The sequence below is a fragment of the Malonomonas rubra genome (assembly GCF_003247215.1).
Taxonomy (GTDB): Bacteria; Desulfobacterota; Desulfuromonadia; order Desulfuromonadales; family Geopsychrobacteraceae; genus Malonomonas; species Malonomonas rubra_A.
The window spans coordinates 1-24,545 of sequence record NZ_QKAP01000105.1 but is presented as its reverse complement, the minus strand read 5'-3'; the positions used below and the strand labels follow the sequence as shown (position 1 = coordinate 24,545).

21 protein-coding genes are annotated in these 24,545 nt (G+C 51.1%); 13 read left to right on the top strand and 8 right to left on the bottom strand.

The genetic code is table 11. From position 1 onward, the window contains the following. The coding region (locus tag Q7J88_RS15430; protein ID WP_369682024.1) for a transposase at window positions 1-169 on the bottom strand (169 nt) is incomplete at its 3' end. A gap of 319 nt (window positions 170-488) precedes the next feature. On the opposite strand from Q7J88_RS15430, the gene Q7J88_RS11130 reads away from it, so the two are divergent. After that, a complete protein-coding gene (locus Q7J88_RS11130; RefSeq protein ID WP_303722297.1) occupies window positions 489-716 on the top strand; it encodes a hypothetical protein in 228 nt (75 codons plus the stop codon). A 76-nt stretch (window positions 717-792) separates the two neighbouring features. On the opposite strand, the gene Q7J88_RS11125 is transcribed toward Q7J88_RS11130, so the two are convergent. The 3 genes from Q7J88_RS11125 to sodC form a co-directional block, all read right to left on the bottom strand. Further along, on the bottom strand, window positions 793-1,062 hold the full coding sequence (locus Q7J88_RS11125) for an OsmC family protein (RefSeq protein WP_303722296.1): 270 nt from the start codon (window positions 1,060-1,062) through the stop codon (window positions 793-795). After that, the gene (locus Q7J88_RS11120; RefSeq protein WP_303722294.1) at window positions 1,063-1,257 is read right to left on the bottom strand and encodes a hypothetical protein; all 195 of its coding nucleotides are present in this window, start codon (window positions 1,255-1,257) and stop codon (window positions 1,063-1,065) included. 240 nt (window positions 1,258-1,497) lie between these two features. Continuing rightward, entirely contained in the window at window positions 1,498-2,016 is a 519-nt protein-coding gene (gene sodC, locus Q7J88_RS11115; protein WP_303722293.1) for a superoxide dismutase [Cu-Zn] SodC, read from the bottom strand. Between the two features lie 722 nt (window positions 2,017-2,738). Between sodC and arsB the strand changes: the two genes are divergently transcribed. Both arsB and Q7J88_RS11105 read left to right on the top strand, forming a co-directional pair. After that, entirely contained in the window at window positions 2,739-3,791 is a 1,053-nt protein-coding gene (gene arsB / locus Q7J88_RS11110) for an ACR3 family arsenite efflux transporter (RefSeq protein WP_303722292.1), read from the top strand. 76 nt (window positions 3,792-3,867) lie between these two features. Then, on the top strand, window positions 3,868-4,086 hold the full coding sequence (locus Q7J88_RS11105; RefSeq protein WP_303722291.1) for a dodecin: 219 nt from the start codon (window positions 3,868-3,870) through the stop codon (window positions 4,084-4,086). Window positions 4,087-4,350: 264 nt separating this feature from the next. Here the strand turns inward: Q7J88_RS11105 and Q7J88_RS11100 are convergent, their stop codons facing one another. Continuing rightward, entirely contained in the window at window positions 4,351-4,737 is a 387-nt protein-coding gene (locus Q7J88_RS11100; RefSeq protein ID WP_303722289.1) for a DUF302 domain-containing protein, read from the bottom strand. Between the two features lie 387 nt (window positions 4,738-5,124). On the opposite strand from Q7J88_RS11100, the gene Q7J88_RS11095 reads away from it, so the two are divergent. The 4 genes from Q7J88_RS11095 (at window position 5,125) to Q7J88_RS11080 (ending at window position 10,748) form a co-directional block, all read left to right on the top strand. Next, the gene (locus Q7J88_RS11095) at window positions 5,125-5,835 is read left to right on the top strand and encodes a 1-acyl-sn-glycerol-3-phosphate acyltransferase (protein ID WP_303722288.1); all 711 of its coding nucleotides are present in this window, start codon (window positions 5,125-5,127) and stop codon (window positions 5,833-5,835) included. After that, complete coding sequence (locus Q7J88_RS11090) at window positions 5,828-7,504, top strand: ribonuclease J (protein ID WP_303722287.1); 1,677 nt, start codon at window positions 5,828-5,830, stop codon at window positions 7,502-7,504. Before Q7J88_RS11095 ends, Q7J88_RS11090 begins: the two co-directional genes overlap by 8 nt. A 100-nt stretch (window positions 7,505-7,604) precedes the next feature. Further along, window positions 7,605-8,405 carry an undecaprenyl-diphosphatase UppP gene (gene uppP / locus Q7J88_RS11085; RefSeq protein ID WP_303722284.1) on the top strand — a complete coding sequence of 267 codons (801 nt, stop codon included), beginning with the start codon at window positions 7,605-7,607 and terminating at the stop codon, window positions 8,403-8,405. Window positions 8,406-8,504: 99 nt separating this feature from the next. Beyond that, the gene (locus Q7J88_RS11080; RefSeq protein WP_369682023.1) at window positions 8,505-10,748 is read left to right on the top strand and encodes a DNA translocase FtsK; all 2,244 of its coding nucleotides are present in this window, start codon (window positions 8,505-8,507) and stop codon (window positions 10,746-10,748) included. 61 nt (window positions 10,749-10,809) lie between these two features. Here Q7J88_RS11080 and Q7J88_RS11075 read toward each other — a convergent pair whose 3' ends face one another. From Q7J88_RS11075 to Q7J88_RS11065, 3 genes are all read right to left on the bottom strand, one after another. Then, window positions 10,810-11,766: a Gfo/Idh/MocA family protein gene (locus tag Q7J88_RS11075; protein WP_303722281.1), complete on the bottom strand. Its 957-nt coding sequence runs from the start codon at window positions 11,764-11,766 to the stop codon at window positions 10,810-10,812. A gap of 144 nt (window positions 11,767-11,910) precedes the next feature. Continuing rightward, window positions 11,911-12,375 (bottom strand): hypothetical protein, encoded by a 465-nt coding sequence (locus Q7J88_RS11070; RefSeq protein ID WP_303722280.1) that lies wholly within the window; start codon window positions 12,373-12,375, stop codon window positions 11,911-11,913. A gap of 183 nt (window positions 12,376-12,558) precedes the next feature. After that, window positions 12,559-13,398 carry an alpha/beta fold hydrolase gene (locus Q7J88_RS11065; RefSeq protein WP_303722279.1) on the bottom strand — a complete coding sequence of 280 codons (840 nt, stop codon included), beginning with the start codon at window positions 13,396-13,398 and terminating at the stop codon, window positions 12,559-12,561. A gap of 557 nt (window positions 13,399-13,955) precedes the next feature. On the opposite strand from Q7J88_RS11065, the gene Q7J88_RS11060 reads away from it, so the two are divergent. The 6 genes from Q7J88_RS11060 to Q7J88_RS11035 form a co-directional block, all read left to right on the top strand. Then, window positions 13,956-14,792, top strand: a complete 837-nt coding sequence (locus Q7J88_RS11060) for a PstS family phosphate ABC transporter substrate-binding protein (RefSeq protein WP_303722278.1) — start codon at window positions 13,956-13,958, stop codon at window positions 14,790-14,792. 16 nt (window positions 14,793-14,808) lie between these two features. Further along, on the top strand, window positions 14,809-17,256 hold the full coding sequence (locus Q7J88_RS11055; protein ID WP_303722276.1) for an ATP-binding protein: 2,448 nt from the start codon (window positions 14,809-14,811) through the stop codon (window positions 17,254-17,256). Between the two features lie 422 nt (window positions 17,257-17,678). Further along, window positions 17,679-18,734, top strand: a complete 1,056-nt coding sequence (locus Q7J88_RS11050; RefSeq protein ID WP_303722274.1) for a type IV toxin-antitoxin system AbiEi family antitoxin — start codon at window positions 17,679-17,681, stop codon at window positions 18,732-18,734. A 4-nt stretch (window positions 18,735-18,738) separates the two neighbouring features. Continuing rightward, entirely contained in the window at window positions 18,739-20,424 is a 1,686-nt protein-coding gene (locus tag Q7J88_RS11045) for an ABC-ATPase domain-containing protein (RefSeq protein ID WP_303722273.1), read from the top strand. A gap of 101 nt (window positions 20,425-20,525) precedes the next feature. Beyond that, a complete protein-coding gene (locus Q7J88_RS11040; protein WP_303722272.1) occupies window positions 20,526-22,325 on the top strand; it encodes a chloride channel protein in 1,800 nt (599 codons plus the stop codon). A 421-nt stretch (window positions 22,326-22,746) separates the two neighbouring features. Further along, window positions 22,747-24,545: S8 family serine peptidase (locus Q7J88_RS11035; protein ID WP_303722270.1), on the top strand; the 1,799-nt coding region annotated here is incomplete at its 3' end.

The following is a 24,545-nucleotide window of genomic DNA, read 5'->3' as shown; positions in this document are numbered from 1 at the left end:
CCTGCTCAATAATCTCAACACCGAATTTCTCGGCCACGGAAAGGTTGATTTCCTTAAGGCGAGAAGAAATGTTGTCGCTGAAGACCTTTTTTCTGTACTTGACGCATGCGACATAGTGGAACTGAAGACTGTATACCGAATGTGCACCCTTGTCTGTTCTGTATCTCATGTTTATATAATCAGATAGAACTGAACATTTTACAACAAAAAACATTTTCGCCTTTCATCCCCCACCTTTCGGAAGGAGACTTCCCGGCGAAGTGTTAAAACTATGAACTTCGCAGATAGGTGATCGACAAAATCTGCCTGTTTTGAAGCCAGTCTGTCCTGAACTGGCAGCAAAAAACTTCCCTCAGATCCCAACCAAGCTGGAAACAAACGGAAATTTCAACTGAAACCGCCTCGAAAGTCCGGATCAAAAATACCATGTTGGTCTCCAGGGTAGACTTGAAAGAAATCCCCATATCTGAACAAGCGAGGAGGCCAACATGGCAAAATACAGCTTATCAGTTCTTGAGTCTTTTCTCTCTGGCCATTCATCCGAGCCCTTCTGGATCGGTCTTGATGTTCATAAACGCACCTATCATCTTGCTCTTCTAAAAGCCGACGATAAAAAGGGCGCGAATAAAAAAAAGATTGCGCTCAAATACCCTCTGAAAAACCAGGTGAGTTATGTCTTGACAAGAGACCACATAAGAAAAAGGCCCTTCCGCTAAGCCATTGAGATTACAGCAATGCGGAAGAGCCGATTTTATGTTCCAAATGTCGGGGGCTCACGACATTTGATCCTCTTTAGCCCGCAATAAGCTCAAGGGAATGATTGAGGCGGATACAACCTGTAACACTCATCGCAGCGGGGCATTTCTCAATATAATTCTCCATCGCCCAGCGGGCATCTTCTTCCTCTTCAGGACTCACCTTAAGTTTATAACGCACACGAATTTCCGTAATTTTGAGAATCCCTCCGACGTTTTCAATATCTCCTTCGGCATTGGCCTGATAGCGGTCCGTGTGGGTTCTGATCTTCTTGGTCGCCAGCACGCTGGCGAAAGTCCCCATCATTCAAGCAGAAACCGCACCGACGATATGATCCAGTGTCGCAGCATGCTCTTCAACCGGGTCGACGTTATAAAACTTTTTGATGCCACCATGAACACCGTAGAAAACCGGTTCTGAAAAACCTTCTATTTTGGCTATCCTGATTGGTCCCCTATCTCTGGTGATCGTAACGTGCGAGGTGTGGACGACTTCGGCCATGATGTGTCTCCTTTCTTTCGAAAATAACAACGAAAACGTTATCATGTCAGAGCGAACCGACAAGTGACCTTCCTGTGGCAGGTTTGGCAAAAAGACAGAGGGAATGCCTATAGAAAAAAGGAGAAGGTCGACTGAAGTAACTACATTTGCTACACATCAAGTACCTTCGAAAAAACTGGAAAACAATATCAATGCAATATTCCAGTCAATTTTAGAGAAAGCGAAGAAAGTCCCTGAAAATTACGGAATAACTCCACAAGCTATTCTTGCTCCACCCCCGCCGAGCTTTTTCGGGAGATCAGAAAAGTTGTCACCGTCGGCATGAATCATCAGGGATCGATTTTCAATATCAGACATCTTTAAACGAGGAGCCAGAACCGGTTCTTTAGCCCGCCCCTGCTCGTCGACATAAAGGGCTGGCAGATCGCCCAAATGGCCATCACCCCAGGGAGAGCCATGTTTACCGGTTTCTGCTGGATCGTAATGTCCCCCTGCACTTAGTCCGGCGACCAACTGACCATTTTTCTCCGCAGGAGCACAGTCCGAATTCTGGTGCAAGTGAAAGCCATGCAAACCGGAAGTCAGACCTTGCAGGTTGGGAGTGAAGACAAGGCCGTATTCTGTTTGGCTGACTTCAATGATGCCGGCATCTGCAACAGTGCCATTGGCGTCGATCAATTTCATGGGAACAAGAGTCGCAGCGGTAACAGAAACGGGCAGAAGCAGCAGAATCCAAACAAAATATTGTATTTTAAACATATTAATAACCCCCTTCAAGCGGAAGAGAGACTTTGCCGCTTCAGGGCATGCTTCACTGAATAAGGCTCACTCTCGTTTTTCATATTTTACTACTGCTTGATATACCAAAACCAGTCTGCCCCGATGAAAAAGTTGTCCTTTCGGTCATAAAATTGTCAAGGCTGCATGATAAATAAAGTAAATAAAGCCTCCCCAAAAAGCCTGAAAGATTTAATGAGTACTATTTTCGAGATGAGGAAACGACTGAGCCCCGGAAATCATCAGGACTTCCTCATGTCACTATTTTTGAAACACTATAAAGACAATGAGATCTTTTTAGGTATTTCTCCTAAAGGAGTTTTTTATCCACCGAAAAGACATCACCAACGCAACATCCTACAGAATGCGGCTATTTCAGTGCTCTCCCAAGCCCAACAACAGCCCCAGTTGATTCTTTCCTTGCTCACATAAAAACAGACCACGTTTCATATATGGTCTCACCCCTTGTTGCTAGGGCCGAGTGACGAATGACGAGAGACAGGCTTGCTACCATATATTAGGCCTTTATTCGGCGGCTTGTTCCGGGGCTGTAAAGAGTTTTGATAAATTAATTCGCCGACCAGAGTAGCGGTATCCGCCCTTCAAACATGAGACAGTTCATCACCACATCCATTTCTAACTTGATATAGTTCTCTTTGTGATCAATCGGTGTCTGCATTAACCCCGAATAAGGAAGGTGATCCGTGAAGCATGGGCTAACCAAACAACTTTCTTTTTTAGATCGTTATCTGACTCTATGGATCTTTCTCGCCATGCTTATCGGCGTGGGGGGTGGTTGGCTCGTCCCTGGAGTAAAGGATGTAGTCAATGCTTTTAGTGTTGGCACCACCAACATCCCCATCGCAATCGGCCTGATCCTAATGATGTATCCGCCTTTGGCCAAAGTACGCTACGAAGAACTGGGCGAAGTGTTCGCCAACAGGAAAATTCTCGGTGTCTCGTTGCTCCAAAACTGGGTGATCGGACCTATTCTGATGTTCGTTCTCGCCATCCTCTTTTTGCACAATTATCCTGAATACATGGTCGGCCTGATTATGATCGGCTTAGCCCGTTGCATCGCCATGGTCATTGTCTGGAACGAACTGGCCAAAGGGAATACCGAATACTGCGCCGGACTGGTTGCTTTCAATTCAGTCTTCCAGGTACTCTTTTACTCAGTCTACGCCTGGTTTTTCGTCACTGTACTGCCACCACTTTTCGGCTTACAGGGAGCGGTAGTTGAGGTAACCATTGGTCAGATCGCTAAAAGCGTGGCGATCTATTTGGGATTTCCCTTTGTCGCCGGGATACTAACCCGCGTTTTGCTAATAAAATTGAATGGGCGCGATTGGTACGAAATAATATTTATCCCGAAGATCAGCCCCATTACACTGATCGCCCTACTCTTCACTATTGTAGTCATGTTCAGCCTCAAGGGAGAATTGATCATAAACATCCCCCTCGATGTTGTGCGCATTGCTATCCCTCTCCTGATCTACTTCGTGGTGATGTTCCTGGTCAGCTTCTGCATGGGGTTTAAAGTGGGGGCCGATTACTCAAAAACTGCCACCGTAGCTTTCACCGCGTCAGGAAATAATTTCGAGCTAGCGATTGCTGTTTCAGTGGCGGTATTTGGACTCGATTCCGCCGTTGCCTTTACAGCAGTAATCGGTCCACTGGTCGAAGTGCCAGCACTGATTGGGTTAGTGAATGTTGCTTTCTGGTTGCAGAAAAAATACTACTGCTCAGAGCTTTGAGTTTACAGAATAGATTGTAGTGCTAACCTTCCAATAGATGATTAATTTTATAAATTGTGTGCGAAAGGAGCAAGCTATGACCTATGGACAGGGCAGGACCTACAAAAAGGTAGAAGTAATTGGTGTCTCTAGTGGGGGTATCGAGGCTGCGATTCAGCAGGCGGTGACCAAGGCACAGCAGTCTCTGCAGAAACTTTCCTGGTTTGAGGTTCAGGAGGTTCGTGGCCACATTGGAGATGATGGTAAAGTCAATGAGTACCAAGTCGTTATCAAGGTCGCTTTTGAGTTGAAATAAGAAGTCGGATTTGAGTGGCCATTAGGCAAGCAAGAATATTCTAGCCTCACTAATCATAACAAAATTACGCCTCGGACTAGACCGGGGCGTTTTCATTCCAGGAATAGCGGAGTGCGTCCAGATGCACCGCCAGACAGGGCAGAAAAATAGCTATTGAGGTCGATGGCCTCAATGGACACGAAACGGCAAGTGTTCTCCCCAGAACTCTGAGTATTTAAAACCAATAAGAAGCGGATTCTGTCTCAGGTGTAAACTTTTCTGCCATTACAGCCTAGAAACAACCTGCTTTAACTTTGCACCAATCAATTCTGCGATAGGTATTAGTGCCGGGTTCTCGACCGCTTTCATAGAAGCCAAGGGATCTACGGCGGCAACCTCTATCGCACCATTATCCAGCTCTTGGACAACTACATTGCAGGGCAGCATTGTTCCAATATGTGGTTCGGCAGTAAGTGCCTTCAAGGCGTATGTAGGATTGCACGCCCCGAGAATTTTGTAATTTCGGAAATCGACATCCAATTTTTCCTTCATTTTTTCTTTGACATTTATCATCGTAAGAATGCCGAAGCCCTCCTTTATTAGCTCCGCCGTAACCGTTTCAACCGCTTGGTCAAAAGTCAAATCAACGATTCTGCTTTCGTAATAAGCCATGAATATTCTCCTTTTTCAATGTGAATACTGTCCATCCATATTGATTTATATATATTGTCGCATAAGAGACATGCTGATAAACAGCCTGAAGGAAAAAATAGCTTGAAATTTATTGTGCAGTGCCCGTGCAGAGTCTATCCCGGAAGCATAGCCTGAAAGAAAGGGATGCCTAAAAAACCAACCACAACAAACAATAACTTTTCTCATACTAGATTTGCATGCGAACAAAAAACAGCGCTCAGTAAAAGGCGTAAGAAACAACCAAATACCCAGATTGAATCCTTGCATAATTAGCCAGCCTTTACACTACCGTTTATGAGAAAAACAATTTGACGAATCCAAGTACGTATAAGTATTGTTATTAGCTTAATGTAAGCGGAGGCTTAGGTGCTACGCACAATTTTTTTCTATCTGACATTTTATCCATGGACGCTGTTTGTTCTACTGGCAGCTCTGCCAATTTCGCTGTTGGGGGAAAACTCGGTTCATCGCTGGGGAATCCTCTGGGGCCGCAGCGCACTGCTGTTAGCGGGACTTAAGTTCAACGTAAGAGGTTCAGAGCATATTCCACAGAGCAGATCAGTCGTCTATATTGTTAATCACCAGAGCAACTTTGACATCCCGATCCTCTATGCGGGGCTACCGCTGCAGTTCCGCTGGATGGCCAAGCAGGAATTGTTCAACATCCCCCTATTCGGGCTGGCTATGCGCCGTTGCGGCTATATTCCAATTGACCGCTCTGACCGGCGCAAAGCGATGCAGAGCATGAGTGAAGCCGCCAAGCAGATACGTGACGGCGCCTCGGTAATCGTTTTTCCAGAAGGAACCCGTACCCCAGACGGGCAACTGCAGGAGTTCAAAAAAGGCGGCTTCCTGATCAGCCTGAAAGCCCAAGTACCGATCGTGCCGGTAGCGATCAAAGGCAGCTACGCGGTAATGTCGAAAAACAGCCTGCGGATCAACAAGGGAGCGATCGAAATGGAAATTTTCCCGCCGATTGAGACCAGCGACCTAAAAAATGTCGATATTGAACAACTGATTGCAGACACTCGCAAACCGATCGCCGAAAAGCTGGAAGGAGTCATCAGTGATGGCTGAAACAGAATCCGAAACAGTCCGCATCGTTGCTTTGGGCGGTCTCGGTGAAATCGGCATGAATATGTTGGCGATCGAATATGCAGGCAAAATCCTGCTAATCGATTGCGGCCTGATGTTTCCCGAAGCTTACATGATGGGAATCGATCTGGTCCTGCCCGACATCAGCTCCCTCGAAGAACGAACTGACGACATTATCGCCTTGTTTTTAACCCATGGTCACGAAGACCATATCGGCGCAATTCCATTTCTGTGGCAGCAACTTGGAGAACCGGACATCTATGGCACCGGCCTGACGCTCGGCCTATTGCGCAACAAGCTGAAAGAGTTCGAACTGGACAATAAAATCCAACTTATCGAAATCCAGCCGCGCCAACGGATCGACCTATTCCCCTTTGAAATAGAACCTTTTCGCGCTGCTCACTCGATTGTCGATGGGGTCGGGCTTGCAATAAGAACTCCTATTGGGCTGATCGTACACACGGGAGATTTTAAACTGGACCAAACCCCGGTCGATGGGCAGAACACAGACCTCTCCCGTTTGGCCGAATTCGGCGAAGAAGGTGTTTTGTTGCTGCTCGCCGATTCGACCAATGTCGAGAATGAAGGCTACACCCTTTCCGAACGAACGGTAAAAAAAGCGTTTGAAGAGATCATCCCAAACTGTGCCAAAAGAGTTGTTGTGGCAACCTTCTCTTCCAACATCCACCGCATCCAGCAAATCGCCGACGTTGCTGCAGCCTGCGGGCGCAAGTTGCTGATCAACGGTCGTAGCATGGTCAGCAATATCGACATAGCCCGCAAACTCGGCTACCTGAGTATCGCCGAGGAGCAGTTCATAGACTTGCGTGATATGCGAAGCCTGTCTCCAGAAAAGGTTTTAATAATAACAACTGGAAGCCAAGGCGAGCCACTAAGCTCTCTGATGAGAATCGCTCTCGGTGACCATAAGCAGATTGAACTGGAGCAGGGGGATACTGTCATTCTCTCTTCCAAGTTTATCCCCGGCAACGAAAAAGCGATCTCCGACCTGATCAACAATCTATACCGCCGCGGCGCCGAAGTCTTTTACGAAAAAACCAGCGAAATCCACGTTTCCGGTCACGCCAGCCGCGAAGAACTGAAACTGGTACATAATTTGGTCAAACCACGCTATTTTATTCCGGTTCACGGCGAGTACCGGCACCTGGTCAAACATGCCCAACTCGCGGTTGAGATGGGAACGGCGGAAGAAAATGCATTTATCCTCGATAATGGGCAGCCACTGTTGATCGGTCTCGAAGGTGCGGCATTGGAAGAAACGATTACTAGCGGGCGGATCTTTGTCGATGGCAAAGGGGTTGGCGATATTGGCACCATGCAGCTACGTGACCGGCGGCATCTGGCAAATCATGGCTTGGTCATTTTAATGCTGGCGATCAATCAATCCACCGGAACAATCGTGCACGGTCCAGAGCTGTTCACCAAGGGTTTTGTTGAGGAAAACGGAGAAAACGAAAACTTGCTGGAAGAAGCTAAACAGGCGGTCTGTGATCTGCTGAACGAACATAGTCTTGATGCGATCAGCGATTGGGAAGAGTTACGGGTCGAAGTTCGTAAAGCCTTGCGCCGCTGTTTTAATAAAAAAATAGCTCGCCGACCGCTGATCCTGCCGGTGATCCTGGAATTATAATCTTTGCATAACACTTACGGAAAACATTTGCAGGGGTGAGACCTGCCCTTATCAACGAAGCAGGTCAACCTTACAAAGAAATCTACAGGTTGAATTTATAATGGACTATCTATATGCCACGCTCCTCGGCCTGATTCAGGGGCTCACCGAATTTCTGCCGGTCTCCTCTTCCGGGCACTTGGCGATTGCCCAGCATTTTCTGCCCGGCTTCGAACAACCAGGCCTGCTATTCGATGTCCTGCTTCACTTTGCAACCACCTTGGCGGTTATCATCTATTTCCGCAAGGACATCTGGAAACTGCTAAGCTGTTTTTTCCGCAAAGACGCCTATGCAGTTGATGATCGACACACCTTCTGGATGATCGTTATCGGCTCGATACCGACCGCCATCATCGGCCTGACCGGCAAAGACTTCTTTGAAAGCCTGTTCGAAAACCTGCTGGTAATCGGCTGCATGCTGCTGCTGACGGCCTTACTGCTGATCGTTGCAGAGAAAAACCGCAACGATGGCCGGAATCTTGCGCAGCTAACCACCAACGATGCGCTGCTGGTAGGGGTCGTGCAGGGGTTTGCGATCATTCCCGGCATCTCCCGAAGCGGCTCAACCATTGCCTGCCTGCTGTTGCGTAGTGTTGATGGTGAAGCAGCAGCGCGGTTTTCATTTTTCCTTGCTCTTCCCGCAATTGGCGGTGCCATGCTTTTATCATTGAAAGATTTGCAAAGTGTTACCAGCAGTGAACTTCCAGCCTACGCGCTGGGCGCACTAGTCGCCTTTTTCAGCGGACTGTTTGCGATCCGTTGGCTGATGAACGTTGTCCGGCGCAAACGGCTGGTCGGGTTTGCCATCTACTGTTTGCTGGTCGGCAGCAGCATTATCGGCTATTCTATGCTCGCAGCCTGATCCATAACCCCATCTAAAACTTGTGTAGGTATGAGTAAAAATAACAACGCGGTAAATACAAAAAAACAGGAAGCTCCTGAATTTCCAACTGACAATCGGATGCGCAAGGAGATCCTCGGATGGGTCTGGATGGCGTTGGGGATTTTCCTGATGCTCTGCCTGGGCAGCTATAGCACCGCTGATCCATCTTTCAACAACAACCTCAATCCGGCGAATATCAACAACCTGATCGGTGTCTTCGGCGCGCACCTTTCCGATCTGCTTTATCAGGCATTCGGCCTGACAGCCTGGCTCTGGCCATTAGGTTGCCTGCATCTTGCCTGGCGGTGGCTCAAGTTCCGCGAAGTGCCTTTCCGACTCTCTCGACTGATCGCTTTTTTACTGCTGCAGATCACTCTCGGCGGGCTATTGGCGTTGCAACTGGAAGAAGTAGAATTGCTCGGTAGCCAGATCCGTGAAGCAGGCGGCGCTATCGGTCGGGTGATCGTACAGATTCTATCCAGCTACCTCAATTTCGGCGGGGCGACCATCGTCCTGATCGTCTTCTTCTTGGTTTCGCTGATTCTTTCCACCCGCTTCTCCCTGGTTCTGTTCATCGACGGCTTCTTAGAGAGCTTTGGTCGCAGGATGGAATTGAGTCGTGAGGCAAGAAAAGTAAAGAAGGAACTGCGCCAGAAAGAGAAGAAACTGATCAAAAAGGAACCTGAGATCAAAGCACCGCGGATCCTTCCACCGGAACCAAAACAGCAGCAAGAAAAAATACCGAGCAAGAAAAAGAAGAAATCCACCGACCTGGAAAACCAGGAAACATTCTCTTTTCTTGAACCTTCAGGAAGCTACCATATGCCAGGCTTGTCACTCTTGGATCACGATGGCGGAGATCCCAGGCCGATAGACAAGGAAAGTCTGACTAAAGCAGCAAGGATGCTGGAAAACAAGCTGCTTGACTTCGGCGTTGAAGGGGATGTGGTCGAGGTCAAGCCAGGTCCGGTCGTGACCATGTACGAATTCGCTCCGGCTCCGGGAGTTAAGGTCAATAAGATCTCCAACCTGCAAGATGACCTGGCGATGGCTCTGCAGGCGGTTTCGATCCGTATCGTAGCACCGATCCCCGGGCGAGGTGTGGTCGGCATCGAAATCCCGAACAAAGATCGTGAAACAGTCTACCTGAAGGAAATTATCGAAGATGAAGCCTTTCAGAAAACCGGCGGCAAGCTACCAATGGCCCTCGGCAAAGATATCTTCGGTAATGTCGTAGTCTCCGATCTGGCCAAGATGCCGCACCTGCTCGTCGCCGGCTCGACCGGCAGCGGCAAGTCAGTGTCGATCAACACCATGATCCTGTCGCTGCTCTACCGCGCCACCCCCGAAGATGTACGCCTGATTATGATCGACCCTAAAATGCTGGAGTTGTCGATCTATGAAGGGATTCCCCACCTGCTGCTGCCGGTCGTAACCAACCCGAAAAAAGCCTCGCTGGCACTGGCATGGGCGGTTCGGGAGATGGAACGTCGCTATCAGCTGATGGCGGACAAGGGCGTACGCAATATCGACGGCTACAATCGCAAGCTGGTAAAGGAAGCAAAAGAAGTGGAGAACCTGCCACCGGAGCCGGAACCGGTCGAGGATTTCCTAGACGCCGAGATGGAGACACCCTCCTTCATCGAACCGGAAGAAGAGTTGGAGCACGGGCACCTGCCGTACATTGTGGTGATCGTCGACGAACTGGCCGACCTGATGATGGTGGCAGGCAAAGATATCGAGGAATCGGTCGCCCGGCTGGCGCAGATGGCCCGCGCTGCGGGCATTCACCTGATTCTGGCAACCCAGCGACCGAGCGTCGACGTCATCACCGGCCTGATCAAAGCCAATTTCCCGACCCGGATTTCCTTCAAGGTTTTTTCGCGCACCGATTCGCGCACCATCTTAGACTCGATGGGCGCAGAAACACTGCTCGGCATGGGTGACATGTTGTTCTTGCCGCCAGGCGTTGGCTACCTGCAACGGGTTCACGGTGCCTTCGTTTCGGAACTGGAAGTTCAGCGCGTGGTCGATTTTCTCTCCAAGCAGGGCAACGCCGAATATGACAAATCGATCCTTCAGGCACCGGCAGCAAGCAGCAGTTCCGATGGCGATGACGACGAATATGACGAGCGCTGGGACGAGGCGCTAAAGATTGTCTCCGACACCCGTCAGGCTTCGATCTCAATGCTGCAACGGCGGCTGCGGGTCGGTTATAACCGTGCAGCCCGAATGATCGAACGGATGGAGCAGGAAGGGATCGTCGGTCCCTCCGACGGCAGCGGTAAGCCGAGGGAAGTGCTGATCAGCAAAATTGAGTAACAAAAAAAGCCGGTGCTGAAAATTTCAGCCCCGGCTTTTTACCTCCTGATGCGTAGCACTGCTACTTGGGGTGGTTGGCGGCAAACAGCAAGCGATGCAGCTTGGCAGAAAGTTCCTGGTTATCCTCCCCCTTTTCGAACATCTCGGTCAGGTTGGAGAACACTCCGCGGTAATGATTAACCAGCCGCGGCTTGTCGGTCGCCAAGTTGAAGACCAGTTCATCCCCATCGCGACGGACCAGTCGCGCATATTCTCTGGCATGATCGAGTTCAATGTTGCCGTTTTCATACCAAAGACGAGTCATCTTGTGATTTTTCCCCAGCGTCCAGTTGGTGTCGACAACCCCGAAACCGGGCTGCCCGTCGGTCATAAAACGATAGATCCCCAACCCCTGAATTTCGGAACAGTTTAAACTTGGAACGCTCGTCATCCGCCCATCGACCAGTTCCATTTCGCTCGGATCAATCAGGCGGGCGAGAATACTCAGGCTGCTCAGGCCACCGTCAATCCAAGCACCTGCCTTGCCAACAGCGCCAAGACTCAACTCACCATGCAAGTAATAGGGATCGGAGATACAGGATTCAAAACCGAGCAAACGCCCCAGATCAAAGTTCTTCTGTGCCCTCTGCTCAACCCACCATTCGACCTCGCGGCCATAAGACGGGTGAAATGCGGTATAAAGTGGCAGCTTGCGGGTCACCGCCGCAGTTCGTAAAGCATCTTCCTGCGCAGGACTGATACAGAGCGGTTTTTCTACGATCGCTACCCGATCGGCTTCGATCACTTTCATCGCCACCTCAAAGTGAGTCGGGGTCGGCGTTGAAACGAGAAATGCATCTGCCTTGGAGCGTTTGAGCAACGCATCAAGGTCATCGTAAAAGGTCACGCTGCCGGGAAGTTCTTCTACTTTGACCGGATCAAGATCGTGCGCATCAACCAGGCTGATCCCTTTGGTATGGGAAATCGCCTGCATCTGGTAATTGGCAATTTTGCCGATTCCGATCAGTCCAATTTTCATAGATTCTCTCCAGCCCTGCGGCAACTTAAAAAAAAGAAATCTTCCCTCATCCGGTCTGGCCAACTAACCGTAAACGTTATTCAGCTTATATACAAAGGGAGCCGGAAGCTGTCAAGAAATGCCGTGCGGAGAAAACCTCCGAGCCTAAAAGTAATTGACACGATCGAGCAAACGCAACTCTCGACCACTGATAATTTCGGCGTTCAGGCAACCGATCCTCTGACAGATGCCTATACAATCGGAGTAATCATTTTTTTGCGAGGTAAATAAAGCGATCAGATGAGCGCCACAGCCACACTGGTTATAGATTGGAAAAACCGTATCACAAACCGGACAACAGATATCGATGACATCACCATTTTGTTGCCTGAAATTGTGGAAGGTACGGGCCGGGTCACCGATAATCGGACTAAGCGACAAGAGGCCTTCCTGCTCGGCCGCTTTCAGCTTCAGCAGGATTCCCGGGTAGCCATCGTACTGATGTTGGTCGCTCAGGATACTGTGCCCGTTCGGACAGAAACAATGCTCAACAACCTGATGCGGAGGCAGCACTTCGAGGTGAGTCTCTTTGGGCAGAGTCTGCCCACCCAGCAAATTCTTCAGGCCCATGATATCCTCTCCCTTTTTTTACATATAAATTAAAAAAATAGATTTATGGCATTGTCACACATTTTGTATACAATTGCAATTTTCTGCAGACAAACCCCTTTCAGCGCAAATAAAAACGGGCTCCGCCATTTTCGGCCAGAACCCGTATTAACAGAAAACAACTCGCTTAATCGCAGGGACTGTTTAAATGGCTGAACATACCTGCAGCAATGACTTCTGCCTTCTCTGCGGAGTCAGGTTGCGCAGGAAATCAATAAAATGAGCGTTAAATTCATCGGCCTTTTCCATATTGACCAGATGGCCACTGCTTAACTTGACCGCTTTGTAACAGTTCGGCAACTGTTGCGCCATGATATCGGTATGGTTATGATGGGTAATCGGATCTTTTTCCGCACCGACCAGCAAGGTGGGAATCTTCAGCGACTTAAGCAGGAAGGTATAATCCTTCCGCTGCCCGATTGCCTGCAAAGCGACATCCAGAGTTTTCCCCTTCAGTGTTTGAATCCAGTCACGTACCTCATCCCGGAGCGACTCGGACAGGGTCTTTTCCTGACCGGCAAACAGCATACCGTAAAGCTCTTCCTTAACCTGCTCGACACGCCCCTCCTGCAAGGCGCTAAGTAGCTCGTTCCGTCTGGCCCGTTCCTGAATGTCATCTGAAACAGGTCGACTGGTCGCAAAACAGGCCCCCGCGATGCGTTGCGGGTAATTCTCCATCAGATCGAACAATACATACCCACCAAGCGACAAACCACAGACCACCGCCCGGCCTATCCCCAGGTAGTTGAGCAGACCGATGACGTCAGCGCTGTATGTGTCGATGCCAACCCGCCCCGATTCCAGTTCACTCTCACCGAAACCGCGCAAATCGACCAGCACGACTCGGAACCCGGCATCTACCAGCGGCTGCACCTGCGGTCGCCACATCTTCCGGTTGAGAGGATAGTCATGGACAAAAAGGACTGTCGGCCCCTGCCCGTAATCATCATAACCGATTTGTACGTCATTGATAGTTGCCTGCATGATTGACTCCTTTATATTTTCATCAAAAGAGAAACGTAATTCAGAGGTCTCAAAAAGCAACAAATATACCAATGTTCTAAAAAACAAGAAAACGCCTCAACTGCCTGTTACTAAAGGAATTTATCAGCACAACAAAAATAGATAAAACCCAGCTTTTTTTGCACCAACGCAAAAATAAACGCCAAAAACGAACACACTGAAAAGCAAAAAGAACACTTAACAATAAGTAATCACAAGGATTTCCATTCAACTTGCAAATCTGCAAACAGATTTTAGCTTTTCGGTAGAAAAATATCGCGTGGAGAAAGGTTAAAGCCAAAAATAAAACAGTAGATTACAAGAAAAACCGTCCAGCGGTATTCCCGCGCTTCCCCAACAAACGCTTCCCGACCACATTTAATTACCGGAAACAGAAGCAGAACAACCCCGCATCGGCAGAAAAAAGGTCAAAGTTTTCAAGACCTTTATTGAAAAATTGTTACAAATCTTGCTTGACAGTTCCCCGCCTGGAGGCCATGATTAAAGCTTCATAACGCACCCCATCCTTGGAGCTCTGTATGATGAAATTCGTCAAAAAGATCTTCCCTACCGGACTCTTGCTTGGCTGCATTTCAGTTTTCATATGCTCCCCCTCCTTCTCCTTTGGCGAAACTATTACCATAGCCGGGACCGGTGACAGCCAATACCTGCTGCGCAAATTGGCCCAATCGTTTTTGGAAAAGCATCCGGACAGCCATATCATGATTCCGAACAGCGTCGGCAGCGGCGGCGGAATTAAACTGCTGCTGGCCGGAAGAACAGAACTGGCCCGAATCGCTCGACCGCTTAAGCCGAAAGAGCAAGCAGAAGGCCTAACCGAGCGGACATTTGCCTATTCACCGGTGGTTTTTATCGCCAACCTTCCCGAAGCCTGCGTCACCAACATCACCACAGAACAGTTCATCGCCATTCAAAAAGGCACGATCACCAACTGGAACCAGTTGGGCAACTGTCCCGATCACAAGATCTATATCGCCAATCGGGAAGATGGCGATTCATCTAAAGAGGTACTGGAACACCACATCCCCGAAATGAGTCAAATCGACAATCCTGCCGGCCGCACTGTCTACAGCACTCCGGAAGCCTGCGATACCCTAGGCCAGTACCGCTATAGTTTCGGCTATCTACCGCAGGCCCAGATCCAGAAAAAAAGCTTAATCCAGTTTGCCTTTGAGGGGGTGGCCCCCTCGATTGAGAATGTGCAGAATGGACACTACAAACTGGTGGTACCGTTTGGAATTGTCTGGCAGGGACAACCAACCGGGCTAACGCAAGAATTTATCGACTATCTGTTCAGCAAGGACGCAAGAGAGATCATGCTGTCACTGAACGCGGTACCGGCCAAGACAGAATAAAAGAAACTTTCCTGCTATGCTGAGTATCCGCCAAAGATTTCTGATTCTACAATGCGCCACAATCGTGGCAACCACCCTTTTCCTTGGTGCCTTAAGTTATTCTCTGTTTATACCGGTTATATTCAAGTTACAGACAAACGAACTCGAGCACACCTCGAGAGAAGCGGCCCAGAGCATCGACTCCTACTTGCACAGTCTGATCCAGACACTGGAAGGCCTTGACCTAGAGGGCTTCCATCAGCGCTACGGCGACCTGCCGCTGGAAGAAGTGTTCGTGAGGCACTTCACCGTTCTAAGTGACAGTTTTCCGCTGATCAGCTATCTTGACAAAGATGGCAATGAAACGGTCCGACTGGTCAACAGCCGCCCCTCGGAATATTTTTTCAACCAGAAGCAGACCCCAGTGGTTGCCCGTTCTCTGGCCAAGCCGAATCAGGTCCAAGTCGGCATCAGTCAAAGAAGTGCCGGTTTCGATAAGCCCGCTCTGCAACTGGCTGTCACCAAGATCGGCTACTTTGGCGATGAGTTCATCGGCACCCTGCTGATTACCATTCCCCTTGAGGAACTGCTACAACTGTTCGATAAAATCCTGCTGCATGTTGACGACGGCAACCTCACGCTACTCGACCATAAGCAGATCATTTCACAAAAAGATGGCGTTCCGATCTTTTCGACCTTCACCGGACAACTGCCGAAAAATCCGCAACGGCTTGAGTATCTGGACAATGACGTCTTCTTCGCGGCAGAAGTGGTCAAACTGACAGGCTGGCAAGTGGTTTCCACTAGGCCGTACGCCACCTTCATTGAAGAATTGACCAATCTAAAACTGCTTGCCGGCCTGACCTGCATCCTGGTTACAGTCCTCAGCGGTGCTCTGTCGACGCGCGTGGTCCGCCATCTGACCCGAAATATTTCCCTCCTAATTGAGCACGCAGGTAAAGTAGGTTCCGGTGATTACGACCATTACCTCGAACTCTATCAGGACCGCGATTTCGAAAAACTGGGAGAAGCGATCAACGCGATGACCCAGGACATAGCTCGCGCCCGGAATTCGCGTGAATCGCTGCAACAGATCCTGGAATCGATCATCGACCCCTTGGTGGTCGCCGACCAGCAGGGAATCCTCAAGCAGGTCAACCACGCCACCCTTGAGCTGTTCGCATGCGAGGAAAACAATCTGCTTGGAAAACCGTTGGCTGACCTTTTCCCGAATCCGCCACAAACCCTGACCGAAGCAAGCTTCGCATCGGCTCTGCTGCGACGCCGGGTAACCAACTTGGAAACTCAGGTGGAAACGGCCCAGGGACAACGGGTTACGGTCCTTTTTTCCAGTTCTCCGGTTCCAGGCCGCAATATCGATATGGGAGTGGTCGGCACAATCAAGAACATCGATGAGCTCGTGAACGCCCGGATCCTTCGCGAACACGCGTTGCGTGAAGCAGAAGACGCCCACCGCCGGATTGACGCCCTGCTCAAATCGGTAGCTGACGGACTGATCGTCACCGACCTCTCCTGCAAGGTTCTGTCACACAACAGCCCTGCGGAAAAATTGCTTGGTGCCCCCGGCCAACCGCTGTTCAAAAAGGTGCTGGACAGCCTTCCCGACCCGACCCAGCTTGAATCCATGCCGCCATTCGATATCGACCTGCCTGCTACCGAGAATTCGCCCCACCGAATCATCCAGGTACACAGCTCCCCGGTCCTTGACCATCGCGGTTCGCAGACCGGCATCGTTTCGGTATTGCGTGATGTCACCCGCGAACGCGCTCTGGAACAGATCAAGACCGAGTTCATCTCGACGGCCGCCCACGAACTGACCACGCCGCTGACTTCGATCCTCGGCTACAGCGAACTGCTGCTCGACCGTGAGATGGAAGCTCATTTCAGCGTCGACCAGAAGCGTGACTTCATGGAGGAGATCCTCAACCGTTCTGAGTCGCTGTCGAAAATCGTCGATGACCTGCTAAACATCAGTCGCATAGAATCGGGCCAACCAATCCCCCTCGATATCCAGCCGACCGAGGTGGGTGCACTGCTGCGGCGTACTATCAACAACTTCCAGCTGGCCAGTGATCAGCACCGCTTCGATATAGACCTGCCGGAGCGACAACAACACCCCGCACTGGCCGACAAAGCAAGATTCGTACAGGTTCTGGAAAACCTGTTGAGCAATGCGGTGAAGTATTCGCCGGGGAATACCCACATCAGCGTTTCCGGAGCTAGTGTGGACAATATCTACAAGATTACGATCACCGACCAAGGGATCGGCATGACTGAAGAACAGTTGGGGAGAATTTTCGACAAGTTCTACCGCTGCGATTCAAGCAATACCGCAGTCGGCGGGCTGGGACTCGGCATGAGCATCGTCAAGCAGATCGTCGATGACCACCAAGGGAGCATCCAGGTGGAAAGCACGCTCGGCCAAGGGACAACCGTCACCTTGCGACTGCCGCTGGCCACATAAACTTTTTCACCTTTGGAACCACAACTAAATAAAGCCGGTTCGCTTTCTAGGCAAACCGGCCGCCGATTTGCGGCATGGTTGCGGTTTTTCCCTCAACCAGTGGCGTCGTAGCAAACACTCTCGAACAAGTCAAAAAACAACAAACAAGGAATAAACAACCAGAGGGAAAGCGCATCTTAAGCCTCCATGCACACAATCTAATACAGATTATTCGAGAAAAATAATCTTATCTACTTCAAATCGTTTACAACATGTCCTCAAACTGCTTAATTTAGAGCCTAAATTCCGTTCGGCCAACCGACCCTGTTTTTGTCGCATCGACGCTTGACAAACGCAACGGCATCCGGTTCAATCTACAAGATCCAAAAATGATGAACACTGCATTTACCATGAACACAGACTGCGATTAAAAGAGAGAATTGATGCCTAGGAAGCCACTTCTAAAAGACGAACAGATCATATACGACAGCCTGAAGTCAATCCGCAACATCCCCGGAAGCAAAATCGAGTTCATGCTGAAAAAGGTCGGTGGCCCCTTTGCCGGCACCTTCCGGCTCTCAGGTCCCTGGGGCGACCGCTATTTTTATCTGAAATTAGTAACGAAGCTGACTCCGACCCTGATTGATCTGGTCATCCACCAGATCAAAACCACCCCCGCGCCGAGCAACTCCAGTCCCCTGCTGGTCAGCCATTACATCTCCCCGAAAATGGCGGCGCTACTGAAACAGCAGGGGATAGAGTATGTCGATTGTGCAGGGAATCTGTTCCTGTGCCAACTGCCACTCTACATCGAAATCGGTGGGCAGAAGCATGCCCCCAAACCGCCAACTGCCGACCGCCTGTTCCGCACCGCCGGTTTGAAACTGGTCTACCAGTTCCTGCGCAACCAGAAGGCGATCACTGCCTCCTACCGGATGCTGGCAGACGACGCGGGCATCGCTCTCGGCGCGATCGGCAGCCTGTTCGGCGAACTGGAAAAAAGGGGGAATCTGGTTGTTGAGGATGGTAAACGTCAACTGCATGCCGTCGAGGAGCTGCTACAGCGCTGGCAGCTCGGCTACCTGGAAACCCTGCGGCCGAAACTGATGCTGCAGCGCTGCGCGCTGACGCCCGGCTACACCGTATCCCATCTGCCGGAACGACTGAAGCAACTGCCGGAAGGCAAACAGGTACTGATCGGCGGCGAGCTAGGTGCGTCGCTGCTGATCAGCGGCTTCAAGCCACAGAACGCCGTACTCTATCTGCCCCCGGAGCAGCAGCTGCGATTGATGCTGCAACTGCACCTAACCCCCGACCCGGACGGCAGCATCACCATGCTGCAACCGTTCGGCCGCCAGTGCAGCTGGACCGGCTGGCAACCGGAAGGACTGTCCCTGGCCGACCCGCTGCTGACCTTTGCCGAACTCTCCGGCAGTGAAACCGATCAGGTTGCACAAAAACTTTACGGCCAGTACTTGGCCCCGCGCCTGAGCACCTAAGTTTATGGAGCGGCTGCGCCAGCGCTTACAGCAGATCGACGGCCGAGGCTACAAGGCCTACAAACAGCTACAGGGGAACTACGACTTCGGCCCTTTTCAACTCTCGATCGACCATGTCCAGGGCGACCCTTTTGCCCTGCCGTCGCGGATCAGCATCCAGATTGGTTTACAGCAGCACGGCCTGCCGAAAACCTTCTGGCAAAACCGCATCCGCCAAACTGCCCTGGAAGACATCCTCGGCCGGATGCTTGCGGAAGCGATCAAAAAGCATGTCAAAGGTCGGCGCGGGACCGGTCGCAGCGGAGAGATTTCGATCGCCACCAGCGGTCAGCAGGTACTGCGCCGCAATGCGGTTCTGGTGACCGACCAACAGATCGAAGCCCGCCTGCTGTTTGCCCTGCCCGGCTCAGGGCGCTCTATCCTGGTGGACGAAGCGACGCAGATGTTCTTCAGCGAACTGCCGAAGATTATCGCCGATGGACTGCAATGGCAAAAACGTGAACTACAATTGCTGCAGCGGCATATCGAACAGGCCGAAGATCAGCAGATGCTACGCGAACTGTTGCCGACCGCAAACGCCATTGCCTTTGTCGCCAACGGCGCGATCCTGCCACGCAGGAGCGGCATCGATGATCGTCCGCTGAAAGCGGGCGTTCCCTTTCACTCTCCCCCGTCACTGGAGCAAAGGTTTGAGCTGCCAAACCAAGGCAGTGTGACCGGCATGGCCGTGCCTCGAGGAGTAACCCTGATCGTCGGCGGTGGCTTCCACGGCAAATCGACCTTGCTGCAAGCCTTGGAACGGGGGATTTATAATCATATCCCCGATGACGGTCGCGAGCTAGTCGCGACCTTGCCCGAGGCGGTCAAAATCCGCGCCGAGGATCACCGGGCGGTCAACGGGGTCAACATCAGCCCTTTCATCGGCACTTTACCTGGCAACCGGACAACAGACTGTTTTTCCACTGATAACGCCAGCGGCAGCACTTCCCAAGCCGCCAATATAATCGAAGCGCTTGAATGCGGCTGTAACTGTCTGTTGATCGATGAAGATACCTCAGCGACCAACTTCATGATCCGTGACGAGCGGATGCAGCAACTGGTGCCGGACGCTCAGGAACCGATCACGCCGCTGCTACACCGGGTCCGGGAACTGTATGAAAAGGAGGGGGTCTCAACTGTGATCGTCACCGGCGGCTCAGGCGACTACCTGGCGGTCGCCGATACGGTGATCATGCTCGATAACTACCGGGTTTTTGATGTCAGTGACAAAGCTAAGCAAATTGCCGGTCCTGCCCCCACAGCGACAGAAAAAAAGCCTCTTCGCCCACAACAAAGGCGCCGAATCGATTTACAGACTGGCCCCCTGCGTGGCCAGCGGGAAACGAAAATTTTGGTCCGCGAACTGCGACAGATAGAATACGGCCATATCCGAATCGACCTCTCGAAAGTTGAACAGCTGGTTGACGCCGGACAGACTGAATCGATTGGTCGCCTGCTCGCTTATTGCCATCAACAAGAGCCGGAACAGAAGGATGGTCTGCTCCAAACCCTGCGGCAGGCGTTGGCGCAGGTGGATCAGCAGGGGCTCGATCTGCTCCTCCCCTGGAAGGCTGGACATCTGGCAATGCCGCGCCTTTATGAGTTGGCAGCAGCGGCGAATCGGCTGCGTATATCGTGTAAAACACACTAATCTAGATGGGAGAGTCCGGCTTTACACCCTTGTTCACCCATCATAAACCTGTTAAAAAACAAGGCAGTTTTTTAATCTGATTGAATTTTCAAGGTTTTTCGATGCCGATCATCAATGGACTGCTTAAGGTTCTCGACCGCACAGGATTCCGCCTGCTGATTTTAGCGGCGCTGGTAGGAGTCGTTGCCGGTTGCGGTGCACTCTTCTTCTATTTTGCCACCAACAGTGTTGAACACTTGATGCTCGGCAAGGTCGGTAATTTTCATCCCCCCCTGGAAGGCACCCCGGAATCCTCCTTTACCAGCTTCATCGGCGGGCTCGCTACCCCTTATCGCTGGTGCCTGTTTCTGATCCCGGCGCTCGGCGGACTCTTTTCTGGTTGGCTGGTCTATAAATATGCCCCGGAGGCTGAAGGGCACGGCACTGACGGCGCGCTGGAAGCCTTTCACCGGAAAAGCGGCATCATCCGTGGCCGGGTGCCGATCGTCAAGAGCATTGCATCGATCGTGACAATCGGCACCGGCGGCTCGGCCGGACGAGAAGGGCCGATCGCCCAGATCGGTGCCGGGTTCGGTTCTTTTGTTGCCACCAAGCTCGACCTGACAACCACGGACCGACGCATTCTGTTGCTCGCCGGCATGGCCGGTGGAGTCGGCGCAACCTTCCGTTCTCCTCTGGGCGGTGCGCTATTTGCCGTTGAGGTTCTCTACCGCGACCCGGAATTCGAGCATGAAGGACTCATCCCCTGTATCATCTCCTCGATTATCGCCTACTCGCTGTTCGGGGCTATCACCGGTTGGAAACCGCTGCTCGATACGCCACACTTTCGCTTTGACCACCCAGCGGAGCTGCTGCTCTATCTGGCCTTAGGCGTCTGTTGCGCGCTGCTCGGCGCGGTCTACGTAAAAACATTCTACGGCCTGCGCGACGCTTTCAGACTGCTACCGCTGGCAAACTGGCAGAAGCCGGCGCTCGGTGGCCTGGCTCTCGGAATTATGGCGATGTTCATCCCGCAGGTGCTTGGGTCCGGTTACGGCTGGGTACAGGCAGCACTGTACGGCAAGATGGCACTCTGGGTGATGCTGGTGGTTGCGCTAGGCAAGATCATCGCCACTAGCCTGACCATCTCCTCCGGCGGCTCCGGCGGTGTCTTTGCCCCTTCACTGGTGATCGGTGCCATGCTGGGTGGCGCCTTTGGCGCTTCAGCAGAGCTGCTTTTCCCGGCGATCACTCAGGATCCGCGTGCATATGTGCTGGTCGGAATGGCAGGCTTTTTCGCCGGGGTCGCCAACGCACCGATCGCTACCCTGATCATGGTTTCTGAATTAACTGGGAATTACGGCCTGCTCGCCCCACTGATGCTAGTTTGCGTAGTTGCAATGATTGTGATGCGCAAAAACACTATCTACGAAAAACAGGTCCCCGGTCGCTTCGACTCCCCAGCCCATCTCGGGGATTTCGTAATTGATGTACTAGAAGGAATCCAGGTCCATACCTTGGCGCGTAAAGGGCGCAAGCCAACCTTCATTCCCGAACACATGACCCTGCCGGACATCCTTGATAAGATCGCCGCGGCGAAGACCGCCTACTACCCGGTGGTCAATAACGAGGGGCTGATGACCGGCATCTTCTCTGTGAACGATATCCGCAGGATCCTCAACGAGGATATTCCGCCTACCTTGGTGATTGCAGGCGACATGGCAACCAAAAACGTGATTTACGTGACCCCGGAGGAACACCTAACCGAGGTAATGAAAAAGTTGACCGCCCGCAATCTAGACGAAATTCCGGTGGTCGACAGTGCAAACCGACAAAAGGTCCTTTACATGCTGTCTAGGCGGACTCTGCTGGCGCATTACGCCGAACAGGTGGAGAAGACCAAAGAAGAATTCACGGAATAGCCCCTCCCCGTCTTTCGAAGTACTGCCATCTTACGCTGACCTTGCTGATCCATGGGGGAAAATTAGCCGTTATTGGCATAGACCTAAAATACTTCACGTTGGCAACGCTTTACCAATCTGGCTATGCTCTTTTCGTTCGCCAGAAAGGCCGGGTAGATCTTGGGGTGAATCTGTTTGCCGCACCACCGTTACGTGACATTTCAAACGTAAGACAGATGGCTGATGATAATTCTTTTCAGGCGCAAAAATAGTGATTTGCGGCGATTGGGTATTTTGAATTCTGGGCAGAAACACAAAAATAACATATACTGAAAAACGTTATCCTCTTTTTTCATTGCAGAGAACCAAACCAGTGGTGTGTCGTCATACGCATATGCACCCCATACGGATTGGCCAACATCCCAATCAGGATTATAAGGACATGAAAAAATCAGCGCAGCCTCTTTTCTGTATCGCTGTAACCATTGTGATAGTTTTGAGCGGAATATCTGCGTTTGCCGGGAATGTGAACCTTCCCGGTCAAGCAGAGCGCTACCTCCCGGTTATCAGCGACAAAATTAAGCAAAAAGCTGCCTCCGGGGAAGAGGTCGCTGTCCTTATCAAACTGAAGGAAGAATGGGAACGGCCTTCAATTAAAAAGATGACGACCGCAGCAGACCCAGACCACTTTATCAGCAAACAAGACATCAAGAGGTTGCAAAAAAAAGTATTGATGATGGCCTTCTCTCCGGAAGAACGCAAAAATGACATCAAAGTTGGACATCAGCTGGAAAACATTCCGTGGATTACTGGCAGGATTAACCAGAAAGCCTTGGAAAAGCTAAAGGACAATCCCAATATTGCCATAATTATTGAAGATATAATGATGAATGCCCAGCTTGCAGAAAGCGGCCCGCTAATGAGTTCGGATGCCGCCCATACTGCCGGCAATGTCGGTACCGGGGTGACAGTTGCAGTAATTGATAGCGGCATCGATACTGATCATCCAGACTTGGATAATGACCTTCTCTGGGAAGAGTGCTTCTTATATCACGGCTGTCCGGGGGATGAGAGCTTCGGTGGATCAAGGGCTAGCGGTCCAGGCAGCGCAGAAGACGGTCTCGGACACGGCACACATGTTTCAGGGATTATCACTTCCGGGAACACAACCTATATGGGGGTGGCGCCTGAAGCAAAAATTGTTGCGATTAAAGTGCTGGATGACTCTGGTAACGGTTTTATTGCAGACACCATCGCGGGCCTCGACTGGGTCGTTAGTAACAGAGATACATATGACATCCGTGTTGTTAATCTAAGCCTTGGATCAAGTTCTACTTATTCTGGTAATTGCGATTCGTTTTATCCTGCTTCTGCTGCTGCTGCAGACGCCGTTAAAGCGGCTGGCATTGTTCTGTTTGCAAGTTCCGGCAATGCCGCCAACACTGCAGGAATGGGCGAACCGGCATGTCTGTCTTCAACTATTTCTGTCGGGGCGGTTTACGACGCTGATGTGCATGCCGCTTTTTGGAGTGCATGCACGGACACGCAAACCGATGCGGATCAAATTGCCTGCTTCAGTAATGTGTCACCAGAACTTGACATCCTCGCACCAGGGGCAAAAATCGATTCTTCTGGCTTGGTGGGAGGTATCAGCAATATGTCAGGAACGTCAATGTCCTCACCCCATGCCGCGGGGTTAGCTGCCTTGATGGTCCAGAAAAATCCATTCTTGTCGCCAGATGAGATCGAGAATATTTTGAAAAGTACCGGCATACCCACTTATGATTCCAGGGTCGATGTGATCTACCCTCGAATTGACGCGGTGGGAGCGTTAAATTCAACCCCAGACGCAAACCCCACCTTGACCCTTACCGCTTCGGGGTCCGGAAGCGGAACAATGTCCGGTGCAGGTACCTATAACTATGGTGAGGTGGCCACGGTCACGGCTACGGCTGACAGCGGCTCGGTCTTTGAGTGGTGGAGCGGTCCGGATGCAGCAGAATGCACTTCCGGCTCAGTGGACATGACAACAGATAAAAGCTGTACCGCAACTTTTACCATTGACAACTGCCCCTCCGACCCCTTGAAAATCGAACCGGGGTACTGTGGCTGTGGCGTGGCCGATGCGGATACTGACGGCGATGGCACCCTAGATTGCAATGACCTTGATGTGCTCGGTGAGCGCGGTTCCGGTCTGAGCCAGGGTCAGCGCCAACTGCTGTCCATTGCGCGGGCAGCGCT

Coding starts and splice junctions, on each gene's coding strand:
- Q7J88_RS11045 (WP_303722273.1), top strand. CDS start 18,739: ATGGAGCGGCTGCGCCAGCGCTTACAGCAGATCGACGGCCGAGGCTAC.
- Q7J88_RS11050 (WP_303722274.1), top strand. CDS start 17,679: ATGCCTAGGAAGCCACTTCTAAAAGACGAACAGATCATATACGACAGC.
- uppP (WP_303722284.1), top strand. CDS start 7,605: ATGGACTATCTATATGCCACGCTCCTCGGCCTGATTCAGGGGCTCACC.
- sodC (WP_303722293.1), bottom strand. CDS start 2,016: ATGTTTAAAATACAATATTTTGTTTGGATTCTGCTGCTTCTGCCCGTT.
- Q7J88_RS11120 (WP_303722294.1), bottom strand. CDS start 1,257: ATGGCCGAAGTCGTCCACACCTCGCACGTTACGATCACCAGAGATAGG.
- Q7J88_RS11090 (WP_303722287.1), top strand. CDS start 5,828: ATGGCTGAAACAGAATCCGAAACAGTCCGCATCGTTGCTTTGGGCGGT.
- Q7J88_RS11125 (WP_303722296.1), bottom strand. CDS start 1,062: ATGATGGGGACTTTCGCCAGCGTGCTGGCGACCAAGAAGATCAGAACC.
- Q7J88_RS11070 (WP_303722280.1), bottom strand. CDS start 12,375: ATGGGCCTGAAGAATTTGCTGGGTGGGCAGACTCTGCCCAAAGAGACT.
- Q7J88_RS11105 (WP_303722291.1), top strand. CDS start 3,868: ATGACCTATGGACAGGGCAGGACCTACAAAAAGGTAGAAGTAATTGGT.
- Q7J88_RS11055 (WP_303722276.1), top strand. CDS start 14,809: ATGCTGAGTATCCGCCAAAGATTTCTGATTCTACAATGCGCCACAATC.
- Q7J88_RS11130 (WP_303722297.1), top strand. CDS start 489: ATGGCAAAATACAGCTTATCAGTTCTTGAGTCTTTTCTCTCTGGCCAT.
- Q7J88_RS11040 (WP_303722272.1), top strand. CDS start 20,526: ATGCCGATCATCAATGGACTGCTTAAGGTTCTCGACCGCACAGGATTC.
- Q7J88_RS11100 (WP_303722289.1), bottom strand. CDS start 4,737: ATGGCTTATTACGAAAGCAGAATCGTTGATTTGACTTTTGACCAAGCG.
- Q7J88_RS11065 (WP_303722279.1), bottom strand. CDS start 13,398: ATGCAGGCAACTATCAATGACGTACAAATCGGTTATGATGATTACGGG.
- Q7J88_RS11075 (WP_303722281.1), bottom strand. CDS start 11,766: ATGAAAATTGGACTGATCGGAATCGGCAAAATTGCCAATTACCAGATG.
- Q7J88_RS11080 (WP_369682023.1), top strand. CDS start 8,505: ATGCGCAAGGAGATCCTCGGATGGGTCTGGATGGCGTTGGGGATTTTC.
- Q7J88_RS11060 (WP_303722278.1), top strand. CDS start 13,956: ATGATGAAATTCGTCAAAAAGATCTTCCCTACCGGACTCTTGCTTGGC.